The 18,213-nt window shown below is 51.6% G+C and carries 10 protein-coding genes and 2 pseudogenes; 10 read left to right on the forward strand and 2 right to left on the reverse strand.

Going from position 1 to position 18,213, the window contains the following annotated elements:
* Positions 1 to 352: 352 nt before the first annotated feature.
* The 9 genes and pseudogenes from ACSF8W_RS06175 (at position 353) to ACSF8W_RS06215 (ending at position 11,371) form a co-directional block, all read left to right on the forward strand.
* Positions 353 to 1,912, forward strand: coding sequence for an arylsulfatase (locus tag ACSF8W_RS06175; RefSeq protein ID WP_500845990.1), 1,560 nt, complete (start codon positions 353 to 355; stop codon positions 1,910 to 1,912).
* Positions 1,913 to 2,075: 163 nt separating this feature from the next.
* A complete protein-coding gene (locus ACSF8W_RS06180; protein WP_500846671.1) occupies positions 2,076 to 4,412 on the forward strand; it encodes a cytochrome c3 family protein in 2,337 nt (778 codons plus the stop codon).
* A gap of 79 nt (positions 4,413 to 4,491) precedes the next feature.
* Positions 4,492 to 5,077, forward strand: a pseudogene (locus ACSF8W_RS06185) (AAA family ATPase); the annotation flags it as partial.
* 74 nt (positions 5,078 to 5,151) lie between these two features.
* Positions 5,152 to 5,517, forward strand: a pseudogene (locus ACSF8W_RS06190) (AAA family ATPase); the annotation flags it as partial.
* 9 nt (positions 5,518 to 5,526) lie between these two features.
* Positions 5,527 to 6,492 (forward strand): DUF58 domain-containing protein, encoded by a 966-nt coding sequence (locus ACSF8W_RS06195; protein ID WP_500845991.1) that lies wholly within the window; start codon positions 5,527 to 5,529, stop codon positions 6,490 to 6,492.
* Entirely contained in the window at positions 6,489 to 7,112 is a 624-nt protein-coding gene (locus tag ACSF8W_RS06200) for a DUF4381 domain-containing protein (protein WP_500845993.1), read from the forward strand. Before ACSF8W_RS06195 ends, ACSF8W_RS06200 begins: the two co-directional genes overlap by 4 nt.
* Positions 7,109 to 8,200, forward strand: coding sequence for a VWA domain-containing protein (locus ACSF8W_RS06205; protein ID WP_500845995.1), 1,092 nt, complete (start codon positions 7,109 to 7,111; stop codon positions 8,198 to 8,200). The genes ACSF8W_RS06200 and ACSF8W_RS06205 overlap by 4 nt, the downstream gene beginning before the upstream one ends.
* Positions 8,193 to 9,953 (forward strand): vWA domain-containing protein, encoded by a 1,761-nt coding sequence (locus tag ACSF8W_RS06210; RefSeq protein ID WP_500845997.1) that lies wholly within the window; start codon positions 8,193 to 8,195, stop codon positions 9,951 to 9,953. The genes ACSF8W_RS06205 and ACSF8W_RS06210 overlap by 8 nt, the downstream gene beginning before the upstream one ends.
* Positions 9,953 to 11,371 carry a BatD family protein gene (locus tag ACSF8W_RS06215; protein ID WP_500845999.1) on the forward strand — a complete coding sequence of 473 codons (1,419 nt, stop codon included), beginning with the start codon at positions 9,953 to 9,955 and terminating at the stop codon, positions 11,369 to 11,371. Before ACSF8W_RS06210 ends, ACSF8W_RS06215 begins: the two co-directional genes overlap by 1 nt.
* A gap of 38 nt (positions 11,372 to 11,409) precedes the next feature.
* On the opposite strand, the gene ACSF8W_RS06220 is transcribed toward ACSF8W_RS06215, so the two are convergent.
* Positions 11,410 to 12,804: a glycoside hydrolase family 1 protein gene (locus tag ACSF8W_RS06220; protein ID WP_500846001.1), complete on the reverse strand. Its 1,395-nt coding sequence runs from the start codon at positions 12,802 to 12,804 to the stop codon at positions 11,410 to 11,412.
* 267 nt (positions 12,805 to 13,071) lie between these two features.
* On the opposite strand from ACSF8W_RS06220, the gene ACSF8W_RS06225 reads away from it, so the two are divergent.
* A complete protein-coding gene (locus ACSF8W_RS06225; RefSeq protein WP_500846003.1) occupies positions 13,072 to 14,862 on the forward strand; it encodes an SgrR family transcriptional regulator in 1,791 nt (596 codons plus the stop codon).
* Between the two features lie 133 nt (positions 14,863 to 14,995).
* Here the strand turns inward: ACSF8W_RS06225 and ACSF8W_RS06230 are convergent, their stop codons facing one another.
* A complete protein-coding gene (locus ACSF8W_RS06230) occupies positions 14,996 to 17,986 on the reverse strand; it encodes an LVIVD repeat-containing protein (RefSeq protein WP_500846004.1) in 2,991 nt (996 codons plus the stop codon).
* Between the last annotated feature and the right edge of the window lie 227 nt (positions 17,987 to 18,213).

The raw sequence follows: 18,213 nt of genomic DNA on the forward strand, positions 1-18,213 counted from the left end.
AATATTATAAAATAGCAGCATGCCTTTATCTGTTATCACGATAAGAAAAGACGGCGAGTGATTTTTTGCGATCTGCATATATGTTTTTTTGATGTTGAGATGTCCACCTCTTTGTACGGTTAACGCAATTAATTACCTATTCGTCGCACCCTCCGTAATGTATTGATATTTTTGATTTTTATTATGTTTGATTTTTTAAGTTATTGAATTAAACAGTTTAAATACGTCATTTTTTGTGCCTGTAACGGACGGCAATGTCTCTGGCTTGGTCGATAATCCCCCTGTTGTAAGCTATACGTTTACATTCAACCATTTATTTCCATTCGATAGAAAATAACCGATAGGGGTTTATATGGCAGGGAAATACCGCGTGGTACGGCTGGCTGCAATGGCGCTGACATTAGGCGTCGCAACGGTCGGTAATGTTTACGCAGCAGAGGACACTGAAGGTAAGCCGAATATTTTGGTCATTTGGGGGGATGATATTGGGCAATCTAACCTGAGTGCTTACACCTTTGGGCTTGTGGGGTACAAAACCCCCAACATCGACAGTATTGCCAAAGAAGGCATGATGTTTACTGACTACTATGGTGAGCAGTCGTGTACGGCAGGGCGATCGACGTTTATTACCGGGCAAAGTGTCTTGCGTACTGGCCTGAGTAAAGTGGGCTTGCCGGGCGCAGATTTGGGCTTGCAGCCAGAAGATGTCACCATTGCTGAATTGCTCAAACCCTTGGGGTATATGACCGGCCAGTTCGGTAAAAACCACTTGGGTGATAAAGATGAACACCTACCGACTAACCACGGTTTTGATGAGTTCTTTGGTAACCTCTACCACTTGAACGCAGAGGAAGAGCCGGAAAATGTCGACTACCCGAAAGATCCGGAGTTCCGTAAGAAGTTCGGCCCACGAGGGGTGATCCACTCCTATGCTGACGGCAAAATCGAAGATACCGGTCCTCTGACCCGTAAACGCATGGAAACCATTGACGACGAAACCGTTGATGCCGCGATGGGCTTTATGGAAAAAGCCGTCAAAGCGGATAAACCTTTCTTCATTTGGTGGAATGCGACGCGTATGCACTTCCGTACCCACGTGAAGCCGGAACTGCAAGGCACCACGGGTATCAGTACCTATGCCGACGGGATGGTTGAACATGACACCCATGTGGGATTGCTGCTCAAGAAAGTGGACGATTTGGGGATTAAAGATAACACCATTGTTTTCTATTCGACTGATAATGGCCCACACATGAACTCGTGGCCAGATGCCGGTTTAACCCCGTTCCGTGGTGAGAAAAATACCAACTGGGAAGGGGCATACCGAGTTCCTGCTATGGTGCGTTGGCCGGGCCACATTGAACCGGGGACGGTCTCTAATGAGATCATGCACCACATGGACTGGATGCCAACTTTCTTGGCGGCAGCCGGTGATGACAGTGTGAAAGAGAAGCTAAAAGAAGGCACCAAAGTCGGGGATACCGACTATAAAGTGTATCTCGATGGCTACAATTTCCTGCCGTATCTGACCAGTAAAGAAGAGAAAGCACCGCGTAAAGAGATCTTCTACTTTACCGATGACGGTGACTTGTCTTCACTGCGTTACAACAAGTGGAAGATAGTGTTTCTTGAGCAGCGCGCGAAAGGGACACTGCGTATTTGGGCGGAACCGTTTACCCCATTACGAGTGCCTAAAATCTTCAACCTGAGAATGGACCCGTACGAAGTCGCAGATATTACCTCCAATACCTATTATGACTGGATGTTGGATCGCGCGTACATGCTGGTACCGGCACAAACCTATGTGGCGCAGTATCTGGAAACCTTCAAAGAGTTCCCACCTCGCCAGAAAGCGGCCAGCTTTAGCCTCGATCAGGTGATGGATAAGCTGAAAGAATCGCAGAATAAATAAGGCGTCATTAAAGAAGCGGGATCCGATTGGGTGCCGCTTCTTTTTTATCTGTGATTACCGATATGGCTATTCAGGTTATACAGTTAAATAAAGTCCAAACATCAGGCAGGTAGGCCAAGGAGGCAACGTGGCAAGGAATGCACAACGACGATATTGGCTGTTGATGATGATGTGGCTGATGGTTGCTATCAGCACGGTAAAGGCTGCCTCGACGGACTATGTCGGTAGCCAAACTTGTGTGGGCTGCCATCAAGACGCTGCCGAAGCCTGGCAAGGGTCACACCATGACAAGGCGATGCAGCATGCCACCGTCGACAGTGTTTTAGGCAACTTCAATAACGATGTGTTGCCGTTTAACGGGGGCGAAAATCGTTTTTTTCGTAAAGGTGAGGAATATTGGGTGTATATCGCGGGCAGTGATGGCCAATTTCGTGATTATCAAATCCGTTATACCTTCGGTTATTACCCGTTGCAGCAATACATGGTGGCCTTTCCCGATGGCCGTATTCAGTTGATCCCCTTTGCGTGGGATACGCGCCCCGAGTCAGAAGGCGGGCAACGTTGGTTCCACCTCTATCCTGATCAAACCGCGACCGATCCGTTTTTCTGGACCAATACAGGCCAGAACTGGAATCACATGTGTGCCGATTGCCATTCCACCAACCTGCAAAAAAACTACGATGCCGACAAGGATCGTTATGACACAACGTATTCAGATATCAATGTGGGGTGTGAAGCGTGCCATGGCCCGGGCAAAACGCACGTTGATTGGGCTAAGCAGACGGTGAGTGCAGAGAGCACGGATCACTTTGGGCTGACCCGCGATGTAAAACAAGCGGTACGCCAGTGGGTACACCGCGAGGGCAATCCGACCCTGCAACCCAAAGCCATTGAACAGACAGATCAAGTGGTGGCGTGTGCGCAATGCCACAGTCGCCGCACGCAATTAACGGAGTCACCGCATTCCGTACATGGCGCGATGCAGGGAACGCCCAATGTATCAGCAGAGAAACCATCCGGCGCTAATGCCTTCCTTGAACAATACCGACTCAGCTTGATCACGGATGCGCTTTATTATCCTGATGGACAGATCTTCGATGAAGATTACGTGTACGGCTCATTTTTGCAGTCGAAAATGGCGAAAAAAGGGGTGACGTGCACCAACTGTCATGATCCCCACACGGCAAAACTCAAAATGCCCGAGCCGGCACTGTGTCAGCAGTGCCATAACGCCAGTGACTATTCACCACAAAAGCATACCTTCCACGCGCCGGACTCCGAGGCCTCCACCTGTACGTCTTGCCACATGATGGAGACGGTATATATGCAAGTGGATCCCCGCCGTGATCACAGCTGGCAAGTGCCACGCCCGGATCTCAGCCAGTACACCGGAGCACCGAATGCGTGTACCCAGTGCCATGAGGATCAAGACGATAAATGGGCGGCGAAACGATTACGTGAGTGGTTCCCGCAGTCTCAGCATCAGAATCCTCGTCATTTTTCTATCGCCTTTTATGCCAACGCTATTGGTCACCCAGATGCGATGGACGCGCTGGCATACACCGCGCAAGACGGCAGTGAAAGCGACATTATTCGTGCCTCTGCGTTGGCGCGTTTGGCGGGCAATGCTGGCGATCCCCGTGCGCTCAGTGCCCGTCAGCAAAATCGGGTGGTGGCATTGGGCCGAGCCGTTAAACATGACAGTGCCCTGATCCGCCTTGGTGCGATTGCAGGCTCTGATGGGTTCGCTCTGGCGGAACGCTGGCAAATCATCAGTCCACTGTTGGCGGATCCTGTGTTGTCTGTGCGCAGTGAAGCGGCAGGGGCATTGGTTACGGGGTGGTCAGCTTTGTCAGAAGCACAGAAAGCGCGGTTAGCAGCACCGTTGGCTGAATACATGGATATTCAGCGTTACAACGCCGACAGAGGATTTGGCCGAACCAATATGGGCAACGTCTATCGCGCACAGGGCAACACACAAGCGGCGATCACCGCCTATCAGGGCGCCATAGCAGTAGAGCCGTATTTTGAGAACAGCTACGTTAATTTAGCCGATTTGTACCGTGAACAGGGCAACGAGCAATTGGCGCTGCAAACCCTGATTGCGGGCATGAAAGCGCAGCCTAAGTCGGCAGCATTACCATTCAGTACCGGACTTGCTTTACTGCGGCAGAAGAATCCAGCGGTGAGCAAAAAAGAGGCGTTAGCGTATTTGCAGCAAGCGGCAGAGCGCGCTGAAACAAACGCCCAGTATTGGTATGTGTATGGCTTGGCGCTGGAGCCTCAGGATGTGATGGCGGCGAGTGAGTCATTGCACAAAGCCTTTGCAGTCAGTGGCAATCCACAGCATTTGTATGCGCAGTGTGATGTGTTGGCAAGAAACCAGCAAGACGCGGCGGTCACTAAGGCATTAATCCAGTGTTTGAACACACTGAGTCAGTATGTGCCCGCAGAAGCGATTGAGCGTTTGAAAGGGCAGGCACGGAGTCAGCCTCATTGATCCTGTTGTATTGATCCCGTTTTGCGTATTCCAATGCGAGTGAGCGTGAAGCGAACGAAAACCTGTTAAGGGAGCATTCATGAATCCGACCCAACAAGCAATGAACGACCTGATTGCGCAGACCGAGCGCAGCGTGATTGGTCAAAGCCATGTGGTGCAGGCGTTGGTGATTGGCTTGCTGACCAATGGCCATGTGCTGCTGGAAGGCTTGCCGGGCACGGCGAAAACCCGTTCAGTGAAATCTTTGGCCAATTTGCTCGATACTCAGTTTGGCCGAATTCAATTCACCCCAGACTTGCTGCCTTCGGATGTGACGGGGACGGAGGTTTACCAAGAGGTCGACGGTAAGCCGCAATTGCATTTTCAGGCGGGACCGATATTTAACAACATCGTGCTGGCAGATGAAGTGAATCGTGCGCCAGCCAAGGTACAGGCGGCGTTATTAGAGGCGATGGCTGAAGGCACGATCACCGTGGGTAACGAAACCCATGCCTTGCCGCCGTTGTTTATGGTACTGGCGACGCAGAACCCCGTAGAGCAAGAAGGTACCTACCCATTGCCGGAAGCGCAGATGGATCGCTTCATCATGAAAGTGACGGTGGATTACCCGGACGACAGTGCCGAGCGGGACATTGTGCGGCTGGTTCGCAGTGAAGAGCGTAGCGAAGAACGCAATGAAGAGCGTCACGCAGAACATGAAGAAAAGCTCACCAGAGACACGCAGCATGATGAACACCGCCATATCGATCCCGAGGTGGTGTTTGCGGCTCGCCGTGCGCTGCCGGACATTGCAGTGTCTGATTTGGTTGAAAACTATATCGTGGCACTGGTGATGGCGACCCGTCATCCGGATCGTTACCCCGATACCGACTTGTCCCGTTGGGTCGAAATTGGCGCGAGTCCTCGCGCCTCCATTGCGCTGGACAAATGTGCCCGCGCTTATGCGTGGTTACAGGGGCGTGATCATGTCTTGCCCGATGATGTGCGCGCCATGGCATCCATGGTGCTCGGTCACCGTATCAGCCTGTCTTATGATGCCTTGGCAGAAGGCGTGACGCATCAGGCGGTGGTGAATGCCTTGCTCGACCATGTGCAGATAGGCTAGGGGCAGAATATGGCCAGACCCACGATAGCGCCACGTTCTCAAGATCTCGACCCGCGTTTGTATTGCGATTATGCCCGGTTGGTGCGTCTGCAATCGCAGGCGATGTCATTCAGTTTGTTGCCGCATTTGAAAGCCGGCAGTGTGCTGTCTGGTCGTCATCAGTCTCGGTTTCGTGGCCGAGGACTGAATTTTGAAGAGCTGCGCCATTATCAGCAAGGTGATGACATTCGCAATCTGGACTGGAAAGTGACGTTGCGAACGGGCAAGCCCCATGTGCGCAGCTATACCGAGGAGAAAGATCGCAATGTGATCCTCTGTGTGGATCAACGCAGTAGCATGTTTTTCTCTTCAACGTCGGTGATGAAATCTGTGGTCGCGGCAGACATTGCGGCGATGTGTGCATGGCGGATCCTTAAAGACGGTGATCGGGTGGGCTTTTTGATTGCTGACAGCCAACGTCTGCATATCAGCCCGTCTCAGCGCACCCAACATGAAGTGCTGCGCCAATTACGGGTGCTGAGCCAAGCCAATCAAGCGCTCAATGTGCGTTCGCAAGACAGTGAACACGTCAGTTTTTCACATTGGCTTACCCAATTGGGGCGGATGCGCCTGAAACAGTCGACCTTGGTGATCATCAGTGACTGGCATGACTGTGATGAGGCCATGTTAGAGCAACTGAAACAATGGCAACAGCATAACGATGTGCTGGCGGTGCAGATCAGCGATCCCCTTGAACAGGCGTTGCCGTCGTCCTTGGCGAAAGCCAATTGGGTGATTGGGGATGGGCAATACCAAATGAATCTCGACTCGCAGGCAAAAGTGGAACAAGCCAGCGAGTACCTGACGGCGCAGGCGGATCAGCAGCGTGATGCTTTACGGCGCCTGATGGCAATGAAGCGCTTGCCACACATCGCCTTGGATACGTCCGGCGATCATTTAAACCGTTTTCGCCAGGCTGTGGGAGAGCGCGGATGAAGCTTTTCACTCTGACAATGGCATTCACTACATCGAAGGCTATCGCGCAGTCATCGGAACATACGCCACCCAGTAGTTACATGTTGCGCGAGATGCACGAAGTACCGGTGCCGGACAGTGTCAGTCTGTGGCCACAAACAGTAGGGTGGCAAGTGCTTGGCGTGATAGTGGTTTTATGGCTGGCTTACATGATCTATCGCCGCGTGTGGGTCTGGTGGCAAAACCGTTACCGGACGGAAGCCTTAGCGGCGCTGGACACGCTCGGCAATACGCAAAAGATGACGCCCGGTGAGCGCAGTCAGGCGTTGTTTCGGGTGTTGAAAACGGTGTTGGTTTATCTCGACAGTCGCCATGCCTCACTGTTTGGTGTGCCTTTTTTACAGCAACTGGATCGCTATACGCCCCATTCCCAAGGTGGTTTTAATACGGCATTGGGGCAGCGGTGGATGCAGTCTTTAGTCAACCCGACTATCACGCTAGATGCATCAGAAGGAAAGGCGTTGTTAGCGACCAGTCGCGTCTGGATAAAAGTGCATGAACCGCGTTTAGGTCAGCGTGATGGTGCCACCAATATGCCCGAGGTACAGGATCCAAAGCCTTCTGCTAAGGAGCGGCAATGAGTAGCTCGTTATTCTGGTCATTGCTAACAGGATTGCGATTTGAGTTCGCCCATCCGTGGTGGTGGTTGATTTTGCCGCTCCCTTTTCTGGTGCATTTTTTGATCCCCGCTTACCGCACCCGCCAGCTGGCAACCAAAGTGCCGTTTTTTCGCCAGTTGTCAGAGGCATTAGGTGCCAAACCCACGCGAGGGGCTAGTCAATTATCTCCCCGTTGGTGGCAACGCGCAGCTTTAGTGTTGTCGTGGTTGTTGTTGGTGACGGCGCTCGCTAAGCCGATGGTATTGGGTGAGCCGCAGACGCGAGAACGCATGGGGCGCGATTTGATGGTGTTGGTGGATTTGTCAGGCTCAATGGCAGAGAAGGATTTTATCTCGGATAGCGGCGCGCAAATCACCCGCTTGGCAGCGGCCAAGCAAGTGTTGGCTGATTTTGCCAAAACCCGCAAAGGAGATCGCCTTGGTTTGATTTTGTTTGGGGATGCGGCCTTTGTGCAGACCCCGTTTACCGCAGACCAAGCTGTGTGGCTCGCGCTGTTGCAACAAACCGATGTGGCAATGGCAGGGCAAAGTACCCACTTAGGGGATGCAATGGGCTTGGCCATCAAGGTGGTTGAGCAAAGCGCGCAATCGCGTCTCGCCTCCGGTGACACCGAGCCCCGTGAGCAAGTGGCGATTGTGCTGACAGACGGCAACGATACCGGCAGTTTTGTCGAGCCAGTCGAAGCGGCCAAGGTGGCAGCGGCGAAATCCGTACGTATTTATATGATTGCGATGGGGGATCCGCGCACGGTAGGAGAAAGCGCGTTAGATATGGACACCATTAATCAGGTCGCAGCGTTATCCGGTGGTAAAGCGTTCTCGGCATTGAATCGGCAAGAGCTGGCACAGGCGTACGAGCAGGTCGGCAAGTTGGAACCCCAACTGTATGAGAGCACAACCTATCGGCCGAAACAGAGTGTGCATTACTACCTGATCGCGCTGGTGGTGGTTATCTATCTGACTGCGTTTATTCTCGCTTCGGTGCAGCGTCATCGTGCCCGTATCGTAAAGCCTGAGTCAGTGAAAGAGACGGGAGGCCAGCATGGTTGATGGCTCTTTTGGGGATAATCAGAGTCTCCAGGCGTTTTTCACCCAATTTCATTTTATCCGTCCCTACTGGTTGCTGGCGTTATTGCCCCTGTGTGCGGTGGTGTATTGGCGCTGGCGAGAAGACAGCCAGCCCCGTTGGCAGTCGATATTGCCCGATCATTTACGCCGTGCCTTAACGGTGGGCGATCAGGGCTGGCGCAAACAACTGCCACTGAAAGTATTGGCGTTAATCATGACGTTGGCGATTGTGGTGTGTGCCGGGCCAACATGGCAGCGGCAAGCTTCGCCGTTTGGGGAAGATAAAGCGTCCATGCTAGTGGTGCTGGATAACAGCGAAAGCATGTTACAGACCGATTTACCGCCCAGTCGGCTGGAGCGAAGCAAACAGAAAATCCGCGATTTATTGGCCTTGCGTGACGGAGGCAAAGCCGGATTGGTGGTTTACGCAGGTACGGCTCATATCGCTATGCCGGTGACACAAGACAGCCGCGTGTTTGCCCCGTTTCTTGCTGCTATCGTGCCGGAGATAATGCCGGTTGAAGGCAAGGCCGCTGAGCAGGCATTGCCGTTAATTGCGGATCAATTACAAGCTGCGCCGGGTTCCACGGTGTTGCTGGTCACCGATGGAGCCAGTCAACGTACTATTGACGCTTATAGCGAGTATTTCGCGAATAATCCCTATCAGTTGCTGATTCTGGCAGCGGGCAATCCCGATGTGGCCAGCCCAGATCCGGTTGATATGAAGGCGCTGGATGCTTTTGCCAGTGCCAGTAACGGACGGGTAGTGACAGTGACGGTGGACAGCTCGGATGTGGAGGCGCTGAATCGCTATATTGAGCGCAATATGCAGATCAATGGGGAATCGGCCATGCCGTGGAAAGACATGGGCTATGGTTTGTTGCTCCCGATTGCGCTGATTTTATTGCTGTGGTTCCGCCGAGGGTGGCTGGTGCAGTGGAGTTGGGTGGCGATGGTGTCACTGTCGTTGCTGTTGTCTGCCATGTTCAGTGCCTCGCTCTTGTATGCCCCTGCAGTGAATGCCCAACCGGTAGAGATGAAAGCCAAACAAACCGACCCTGTTGAGACGCTGACCGCGTTAGATAAAGCGGCGCAGTGGTGGTGGGACTTATGGCTCACGCCGGATCAGCAAGGGCAGCGATTGTTCAATCACAACGAGTATCTGGCGGCAGGGCAGCATTTTGAGGATCCGCTACGCAAAGGCATCGCTTATTACTATGCGGGGGAATTTAAGCTTGCACACACCGCGTTTATTCAGGTGGACACTGATCGCGGTCAGTATTACGCCGCCAGTGCGTTAGCCCGTCAGCGTGAATATGTGGCGGCGCGTGATTTGCTCAAAACCATGCTGGATAAACCCGGTTTAGATCCGGCGTTAAAAAGCGACGTTGCCCATAACTATCGGGTACTCAGCGGCATTGTGGATGACATCAATCAGTTCAGTGAAAGTCAGGCGGGTTCAAGCGATGGGCCGGAGCAGTCATTTGAATTGGGGGATGAGCCTCAAACGGCAGAAGGGGCAGATGAAAAAACCTCGGCTGAATTGATGGTGAAAGCGCATTTGAGCGCCAGTGAATTGTTGGGCAGTGATGACTTGGCGGATAAATGGCTTAAGCGGGTAGAGGCGGATCCCAAGTATTTCCTTAAAGCGAAATTCCAGCTTCAGTTGCTCGATCGCGATCAGCAAGACGATCCGAACACGGCGGGTGATCCTAACGACGGAGGTGAGCCCTAATGGCACGAATGACAGATGTTCTGGATCGGCCTTTGATGGTCAGAGTGTTTGTCGTGTTGGCATTCTTTATTTTGGTATTGATGAGTGTCAGTGTCCACGCGGCTTCAGATAAGACCGGTGTGCGGGTGAAAGCGTGGGTGGGGGATGAGGGCGAGAAAGCGGCTTTCAGCGTGAATGAGCAGGTGATCCTCTCCATTGATGTTTCTACGCCGCGCTGGTTTACCGGCGGTACTCGCATCGGCCGCGTCGATATCCCCAATGTGATTGCCAAGCAACGTAATCAATTAGCCACTAATTACACGACACGGGAGCAAGGGCATACATGGTCTCATCAACGGTGGGAAATTACCTTGTACCCGCAGCAGTCCGGCCAGTTTACTATCCCGCCGATTGCCGTGAATGTGCAGGTATCCGGAGAGGATGGCAAGTCGGTACGTGGTACGGTGCAGACGGCTCCGGTAACCTTTGACGCCCGCTTACCGTCAGGTTTGCTCACCCAAGAAAGCATTTGGTTTACCGCTAGTGAGGCGGATGTCAGCCAGACATGGCAGTCATCGACGGAGACATTGCATGTCGGCGATGCGGTGACCCGTACGATTACGATCACGGCAAAAGACAGTTTGTCGGTATTACTGCCCGATTTAATGGCAGCAAAGACCGGCGGCGATCATGCGGTTGCCTCATCACGTGACTATCAGGCTTATGCTCAACCCCACCAACTCAGCGATACTCAAACGCGGGGGGATTATCAGTCAAGCCGTACCGAGCAAACGGTGTATATCCTGCAAATGGGCGGGGACATTCAGTTTCCGGATTACACCTTTTATTGGTGGGATACCCAGCATCAAATCTTGCAGACAGAAACAGTTGCGGGCAAGTCATTCCATATTGCCCATACGTGGCGTTCGTGGTTGGCCTATTACTGGCCCATTTTAGCGAGCGTGATTTTCACTCTGTTGGTGCTTGTTGTTATTTTGTGGGCATTGCGTCGTTACTTTCAGACGCACCCCAAACCGGAGCGGTGGCAGTTATGGCAACTGCTACGAAAAGGGCAATGGGCACAAGCGCGGACCTTGATTTACCGCCGTTTGCGCTTAAATGTCGGTGAGGTGGAAATCACCAAAGCCAACGTTGGCGAGGTGCTACCCACGTGGCAGCAAGACAGCGAAGCCTTTCAACAGAACGGAGTGGCTGAACACCAGAAAAACCGTGATAACGCCGCACGCTTTCAACGCCTATGGCGACATGTTTCTGCAAAAAGTAAGGCAGGAAGCATGACAAAAGGCACGGCAGAGAGCGGTGAGAATGAAACTATCATTACGCGTCTTCGGCAGTGGCGATTGCCCAAAGCCTTGCCTGAGCTAGCCAAAACGTCACATGCCATCGGGTCGAAAAAGAAAACGCAGCCAAAGGCGTAAACCGTTGGCTGCGTTATGCGCGAGCGTGACAGGCGAGGTTATTTCACCGTCAGTGATTGCCCACGGCTGTTAATCACTTCTTGGTACCAGTAAAAGCTCTTCTTGCGTTTGCGGATCAGCGTGCCTGTGCCGTCGTCGTGGCGATCCACGTAAATGAAGCCGTAACGCTTTTTCATTTCTGCGGTGGAGTTGGCCACCAAATCAATAGGCCCCCAGCTGGTAAAGCCCATCAGCTCGACACCATCCAGCATGGCTTCACGGGCTTGTACCAAATGATCGTTCATATACTGAATGCGGTAATCGTCCTGAATCTCGCCGTTTTCATCCAATTCATCGATGGCTCCTAAGCCATTTTCCACAATAAATAGCGGCTTTTGGTAACGATCGTGCAGGAAGTTCAGCAAAATACGCAGGCCTTTCGGATCGATCAGCCAGCCCCATTGGCTTTTCTCCAAATACGGATTCGGCACGCTGTCGACAATGTTGCCGACTTCTTTTTGTTTCGGATCGGCGCTTGCACAGCCGCTGGCGTAGTAGCTGAACGAAATGAAATCGACCGAGGCTTGCGCAATGGTGTCGAGGTCACCGTCTTCCATCGCAATCGTGATGCCGTTTTCGCGGAAGTAACGCAGCATGTAGCCCGGGTATTTGCCTCGGGTTTGCACGTCACCAAAGAACAGCCACTTGTTGTTTTCATGCATGGCGGCAATCACATCATCCGGGTTACAGGTGTACGGATAGTTGATGGCACCCAGCAGCATGTTGCCGATTTTGCTGTCAGGAATGATGCGCTTACAGGCGTTAACGGCAATCGCATTGGCGACCAGCTGGTGGTGAATGGCCTGATAAATCGCTTGCTCAGACGCGTCTTCCTGTAAGCCAACACCGGTAAACGGGGCATGCAGTGACATGTTGATTTCGTTGAAGGTTAGCCACAGTTTCACCTTGTCCTTGTAACGCTCGAACACGGTAGTGACGTAACGTTCAAAGAACGCAATTAAGCGACGATCGCCCCAACCGCCGTAGTTTTCCACCAGCGCGTAAGGCATTTCGTAGTGAGACAGGGTGACAAACGGCGTCATGTTGTATTTCGCCAGTTCATCGAAGATCTGATCATAATAGGCCAATCCGGCTTCGTTTGGTGTTTCCTCATCCCCGTTCGGGAAAATGCGCGTCCAGGCAATCGACAGGCGCAGACAGTTAAAGCCCATTTCATTGAATAGCGCGATGTCTTCCGGATAGCGGTTGTAGAAATCAATCGCCAGATCTTTGATGCCCGGCGTGCGACCTTCGCGGGTTTGGTGCGGGCTCAAAATGCCGTTCGGTAGCATGTCGGAGGTGGATAAGCCTTTGCCATCTAAATTGAAAGCGCCTTCTACCTGATTAGCAGCGATCGCGCCGCCCCAGAGAAAATCGTGCGGAAAAGCGGTCATCGTGATGAACCTCGTCTGTCTTAGCTTGCGTGAATGAATAGTCTTGTGTGAATAGCGCGCCTTGTTTGAATCACATCAACAAGGCAAAGAAAATCTGCATTCAGTATTCATCAGAGAAAGCGGAAGAAAAAGAGCGGAATCAATCTGATTTTTGTTCCGAATATTGTCGGTCAGCATGCCTTTTTAGGAATGTTTGGCCTGATTGATGTACGAAATGGCAGGGTAATCGTAAAATAAGGAAGTGTTTGTTGTTGGCGGATTCCGACATTGAAAGAAGAAAAGGCGTTGAGCCATTATGCCCGTCTGTTGACGTTGCCGGTGAAACAGGATGTGGCGATATCACAACAGGAGATTGCCGATCGGCTGTGTACGTCGTCGCGCCATAGTCGAACCTTGCTGCAAGATTTAGCCGCGCGCGATTGGTTAACCTGGTTGCCGAAAGTGGGGCGCAACCAACGCTCAACGTTGCATTTGCGCTACACCTTGGCGGAATTGAAGCAACAGTTAGCCCAAGCGGCAATTAAAACGGGGCGGTATGAGAAAGCTTTAACGCTACTGGCGGGCGATCAGCGTCAGTTCCGTTCTCTGTTACAACAAACCTCCGGCGTGGCGGTACGCGAAGGTCAACTGCATATTCAATTGACCTACCCGCGAGTGTTGCAGCCATTGTTACCCCACCTGCCATTGCGTAACAGCGAGCGTTTTCTGGTGCGTCAGGTGTATGCCTGTTTAACCCAGTGCGATGCGCATGGGCAGGTGCAATCGCAGCTTGCTCACCATTGGCAGTGTAATGATGATGCTACCGTCTGGCAGTTTTTCCTTCGCCCGAACCTGACTTTCCATTCGGGTCAGTCTATAGATGCAGTACTTATTAAAGCATTGCTGACTCGCTTACAAACACTGCCTGAATACGCGCAGGAGTTGGCGCACGTGCGTGACATGACGGCAACCCGTTTGTGTCTCACCGTCACCTTGTCGAGCCCGGATAAAAGCTTTGCAGCGTTGCTGTCGGATCTGCGCTATTCCATTCAGCCGCCAGAGCAGGTGCATCCTGAGTGCCAAGACAATACGTTTCAAGATGCTGCATTTAATAGTATGGGGCAGGGTTGTGGACCATTTCAGATCGAAGAACACACTGAACGCTGCTTGCGTCTGCGCGCGTTCGATCAGTATTTTGCGCTGCGTTCGTTGACCGATAGCGTCACCATTTGGCAGTTTGAGCAACCACAAAGTGAGCGTATTGAGTTTGGTCGCCGAGAGCAGGATCGTCAGGAGGCTTCTGTGTCACCTTCATCTGTGCAAACGCGGGTCGAGAATGGCGGGATTTTCTTACTGTTCAATCAAGGGACACGATTACAGACCGACGACGACAGCACAGATGTGGCCCCGTCGTTGAGCAGTGCTCAGCGCCGTTATTTGTCACGTATTTTGTCTCCTGCATTGATTCAGCAACAAGGTGAGACACTGACCGAATTATTACGCGTCGCGGTGCCGGCGTATAATTTGCTGCCGAGTTGGACCAAAGTCATGCCGCCGTCTGCTTGGGGAGATGAGGAGGCGATTGCTCCGTTGCCTGCTCGCATGGATATCGCCGTGTATGATCATCAAGTGATCATGGATTGCGCTCAGATACTGAGCGAGAAACTGCGTCAGTTAGGTGTCGCCAGTGAGGTACACGTGTATACCTTAGCAGCGTTACAGGCACGGGCGACGAATCACCCACTGACAGAAGCTATCGTCATCACCAGCCTGCATGTGGATGATAACCTGCCGGTCTCGCTGTATCGGTGGTTTTGCTCCAATACGGTGTTGCGCTGTGTATTACCGGCAGCAGTGAATGACTGGTTAGATCAAGCGTTAGCCGCGATGCGTGCTGAGTGCGAGGTCAATGGGTATTTGCCGAGGTTGGAGTCACTGGCAACCACTATGATTGCGGAACACTGGGTGACGCCGTTGTTCCATCACCGTCAAACCCTGCGTTGGCAAGGGGCGTTGCATGGCGTACAAATGACCGATTGGTCGTGGCCGGACTTTAAAAATGTCTGGGTGGAAGGGTAAGCAGAAAGGGAAACGAAATGACCTCCGCGCAGGTGAGGGGATTACCAGAACGCGCTCGCATAAAAAATGCCACTCAATCGCTTGAGTGGCATCGCTTCAAAGGAGCATTGATACCGTGTATCAGGCCATCAGATTAACGGAACTTGTAGTCAATCCAACCGCTTGAGAAGGTCCACTGTCTGCCGTTTGACCAGTACACTTCAGACTGTTGGGTACACTGGTTACCGCTGTTCACAAAGCCGACACCGTAGAAGCCGGTTTTGTTGATTGCACACAGTGCCTGACCATTGACGGTCGTTACGCGCTCACCTTTTTGCTCTGGAGAGTACAGAGATAGCCATTCAAACTCACCCACGGGTGAGGCAAACGCCACTTTCTCACCGCTTGGCAGGCGGTATGTAATTTCATCACCACCGGTACAACGGTATTGCTGATCATCCAACTGCTCTACGTAGCCGTGAAGCTTGGTGGTGCCTGTTTCCGTGGTGTAGTCGAAGCGACACAGGTACGGGTCATCACCGTGAATCGGCATTTTCGCCAGCATCATACGTTCCTGATTGTTCAGGCTCTCTGGCGCAAAACGATCTTCATGCGGGAACCAACCCTGAGGCAGGTCAGAGAAGGTCATGAAGTACTCGTCCAGCAGGTACATGTGGTTGTCGCTACGGTAGTGACGCTTACCTAGGCTGATATCCGCATACTGGTAGGCATCGTTTTCTGGTTTGTAGAAACCATTGATGTTGTCATCCATGTAAGGCATATCACCTTTACGAATGTGGTAGTTAGCAACCATGGTCATCAGTGGCTGCCAGCCGTTACCGCCGTTCGCGAAGCTGGTGCCGTGACCATAAGACTTACCGTCAAAACCGTGGCCGAATTCGTGCGCGATAATGCCCCACTGGCCGTAGTAGTGGCTGTAGAACATCCAGGTATCCACACCGGTAATGCCGCCAGAACCCAGACCGCCACCCATTGCTGTAATACCCACGTTCACAAACGGACGCTTCAGCATGCTGTGGTAGTAGTGATCGTAATCTTCAGCGGTGAAGTAACCGCCTGGCTCATGGACTTGACCCGCGTACGAGTGCATGTTGTAGCCCATGATGTCTTCAAAGTTAAACCACACGTGTTTAAATTCGTCAGACGATACCATGTAGGCGAAGTTGGTCATGATGATCAGCCATTCACGGGCATACAGGCCGTTCATGTCACGCCACTTGTGGTCAGCAGTGCCGGCAAAGCGGATTTCCCACGTTGGTTTCAGGCGAGACAGTGTTTGTGCAAAGGCATCACTTTCAGAGCTGAAACGGTGCTCAAGCAGATCTTTCACTTCCATGTCGGCGGTGAACAGATCAGACAGATCAAACACACCGTCGTTATTGGCACTGTTGAATTGGAAATTCGTGCTGAATGCAGACAATGGCAGGGTGATCTGTGCGTACGCTGGAATGCGATCCAGTGTGCCCAGTTTGAACCATTTGTTGATGCCGTTCAGTTTTAGCTCTGGCGTGATATCGCGCAGTTCTTTTGCCGCATAGTTGGTGATCTGTACCGTTTCATTGTTCAACAGTTTTGTTTGAACTAATGAGTTGATGTTAACGGAGCGCAACTCGCGGTTCATTAACACATGGTGTGGTTCATCGTTGCCCAGAATCTGTGTCACAGACGTTGGCATTAGCTGGTTAAACGCAATGGTCTGTTGTGCCACAGAGGTATCTGCCACAAACGTAATTTCGTTATTCAGCAGGTAGTTAATCGCAATGCGCTCACTGTTTGCCGTGATCAGCTCATTGTTAGCAAAGTGCAGATCTTTCAGTGCAGAAACCGGTTGGCCATTGATGGCACGCACGGTACGCAGCGGTTCACCGAATACAAAACCATTGGCTGCAAACGCAGCAGCATCATGCCATTCAATGCGATCTTTAAAGCTGACAGCCAGTGTATTGTTGTCAAGATCCACTTTTTGCAGATTCAGTGACACCACTTTCTCTGCCGCCAAATCCACGCCATCAGCGAGGGCTTGGTCGACCTTCGTCATGTCGTAGACGAAATAGCCGCGATCAGCAGTCGCGACGATCAGGTGATCGCCAATAGTATGCATTTGTACTTTACGGTGGGTGTATTTCCCTTCATAGGCAAGGAAGCCCGCACGTTTTGCAAAGTCAGGGTTTTCTGGTGTCAGATTGTGCTGACGGTACACAGAAATACGCGATTGTGCATCGGTCACAAACACGAAGTCATCAGTAGCCGCTGACGATTGAGCGTGGACCAGACCGTTTGCGCCACCCCATGAACCGGTGCCAGAACCCAGTGACAGCACCAAGCTGTTGTTATTGTCCAGATCAAAGATATCAACACGGTTCGAAGACAGCGAAGACACGTACAGCAGGTTATTGTGGATAGCCAACTCGTTAATGCGGTTGTATGCCTGGAAGCCACGATCGCTGTCAATGCCTTCGATACGGCCGATCACGGTTTGTGTCGTCATATCGAAAATGGTGATGAACGCAGGGTTGGTATCTTGCGTGATGTACAGTTTATCTTGGTAACGTTCAATGGCCGTGATGGCTAGAGCATCCACATCCAACTGCTCAGCCGTGATGAATGTGCCATTACTGAAGTACTGCTGCGTGGTTTCAAAGTCATTCACGCTGCATGATGTGGTTTCTAGCAAAACATGGGTCGGGCCGTTGGCATCGACAGTACCTTTCGGGTAGTACTCCATCAAACAGCCGTTGCCGTAATCGTAGTTACCAAACACTTTGTTCACGGCAACCATGCCGCCGTGGTACCAGCTCAGTTCCCAATCGCTATCGATGAAATCGAATACGTTGCGGAAGGCGGTTTCATTGTTGAAGGGTTTTGGAATATCGAACGAAATGTAATTGTCGTCAGTCAGGGCGTATTTCACACCATTGACTTCGATTTTACGTACACCGTTTTCAACGATGACGTTGTTATCATCCGATGCGTACCGACGCAGATCTTCAATCTTATTGACGATGCTCTGGTGTACGGCTTCCGACGTGGTTTTGAAATAGTGTTGTTCCGCATCGTTGTTTGACGCGTATGCGTTGACAGATAGCAGAGATGCTATCACTGCCGGTAATAATTTAATTTTCATGACTGACCAAATATAAAATAAAAGATAATTATGATTTATTGTGTCATTAATAAAATAACATTGTAATTATTCATTAATGTATTGGTTTGTTTACTTCGTTTTTTTGATAATAGTTAAATTGATAAAAGTAGACAAATTGACAACTGTGATATGCAGTCCAAATATCTAAAGATCAATAAAAACAGTGGTTGGTGTCTATTTATTGGCGAAAAGCGTGGTGGTTTGCA

It is taken from the genome of Photobacterium sp. 270122K (genome assembly GCF_059941365.1).

Coding starts and splice junctions, on each gene's coding strand:
- ACSF8W_RS06205 (WP_500845995.1), top strand. CDS start 7,109: ATGAGTAGCTCGTTATTCTGGTCATTGCTAACAGGATTGCGATTTGAG.
- ACSF8W_RS06180 (WP_500846671.1), top strand. CDS start 2,076: ATGATGATGTGGCTGATGGTTGCTATCAGCACGGTAAAGGCTGCCTCG.
- ACSF8W_RS06200 (WP_500845993.1), top strand. CDS start 6,489: ATGAAGCTTTTCACTCTGACAATGGCATTCACTACATCGAAGGCTATC.
- ACSF8W_RS06175 (WP_500845990.1), top strand. CDS start 353: ATGGCAGGGAAATACCGCGTGGTACGGCTGGCTGCAATGGCGCTGACA.
- ACSF8W_RS06220 (WP_500846001.1), bottom strand. CDS start 12,804: ATGACCGCTTTTCCGCACGATTTTCTCTGGGGCGGCGCGATCGCTGCT.
- ACSF8W_RS06195 (WP_500845991.1), top strand. CDS start 5,527: ATGGCCAGACCCACGATAGCGCCACGTTCTCAAGATCTCGACCCGCGT.
- ACSF8W_RS06215 (WP_500845999.1), top strand. CDS start 9,953: ATGGCACGAATGACAGATGTTCTGGATCGGCCTTTGATGGTCAGAGTG.
- ACSF8W_RS06230 (WP_500846004.1), bottom strand. CDS start 17,986: ATGAAAATTAAATTATTACCGGCAGTGATAGCATCTCTGCTATCTGTC.
- ACSF8W_RS06210 (WP_500845997.1), top strand. CDS start 8,193: ATGGTTGATGGCTCTTTTGGGGATAATCAGAGTCTCCAGGCGTTTTTC.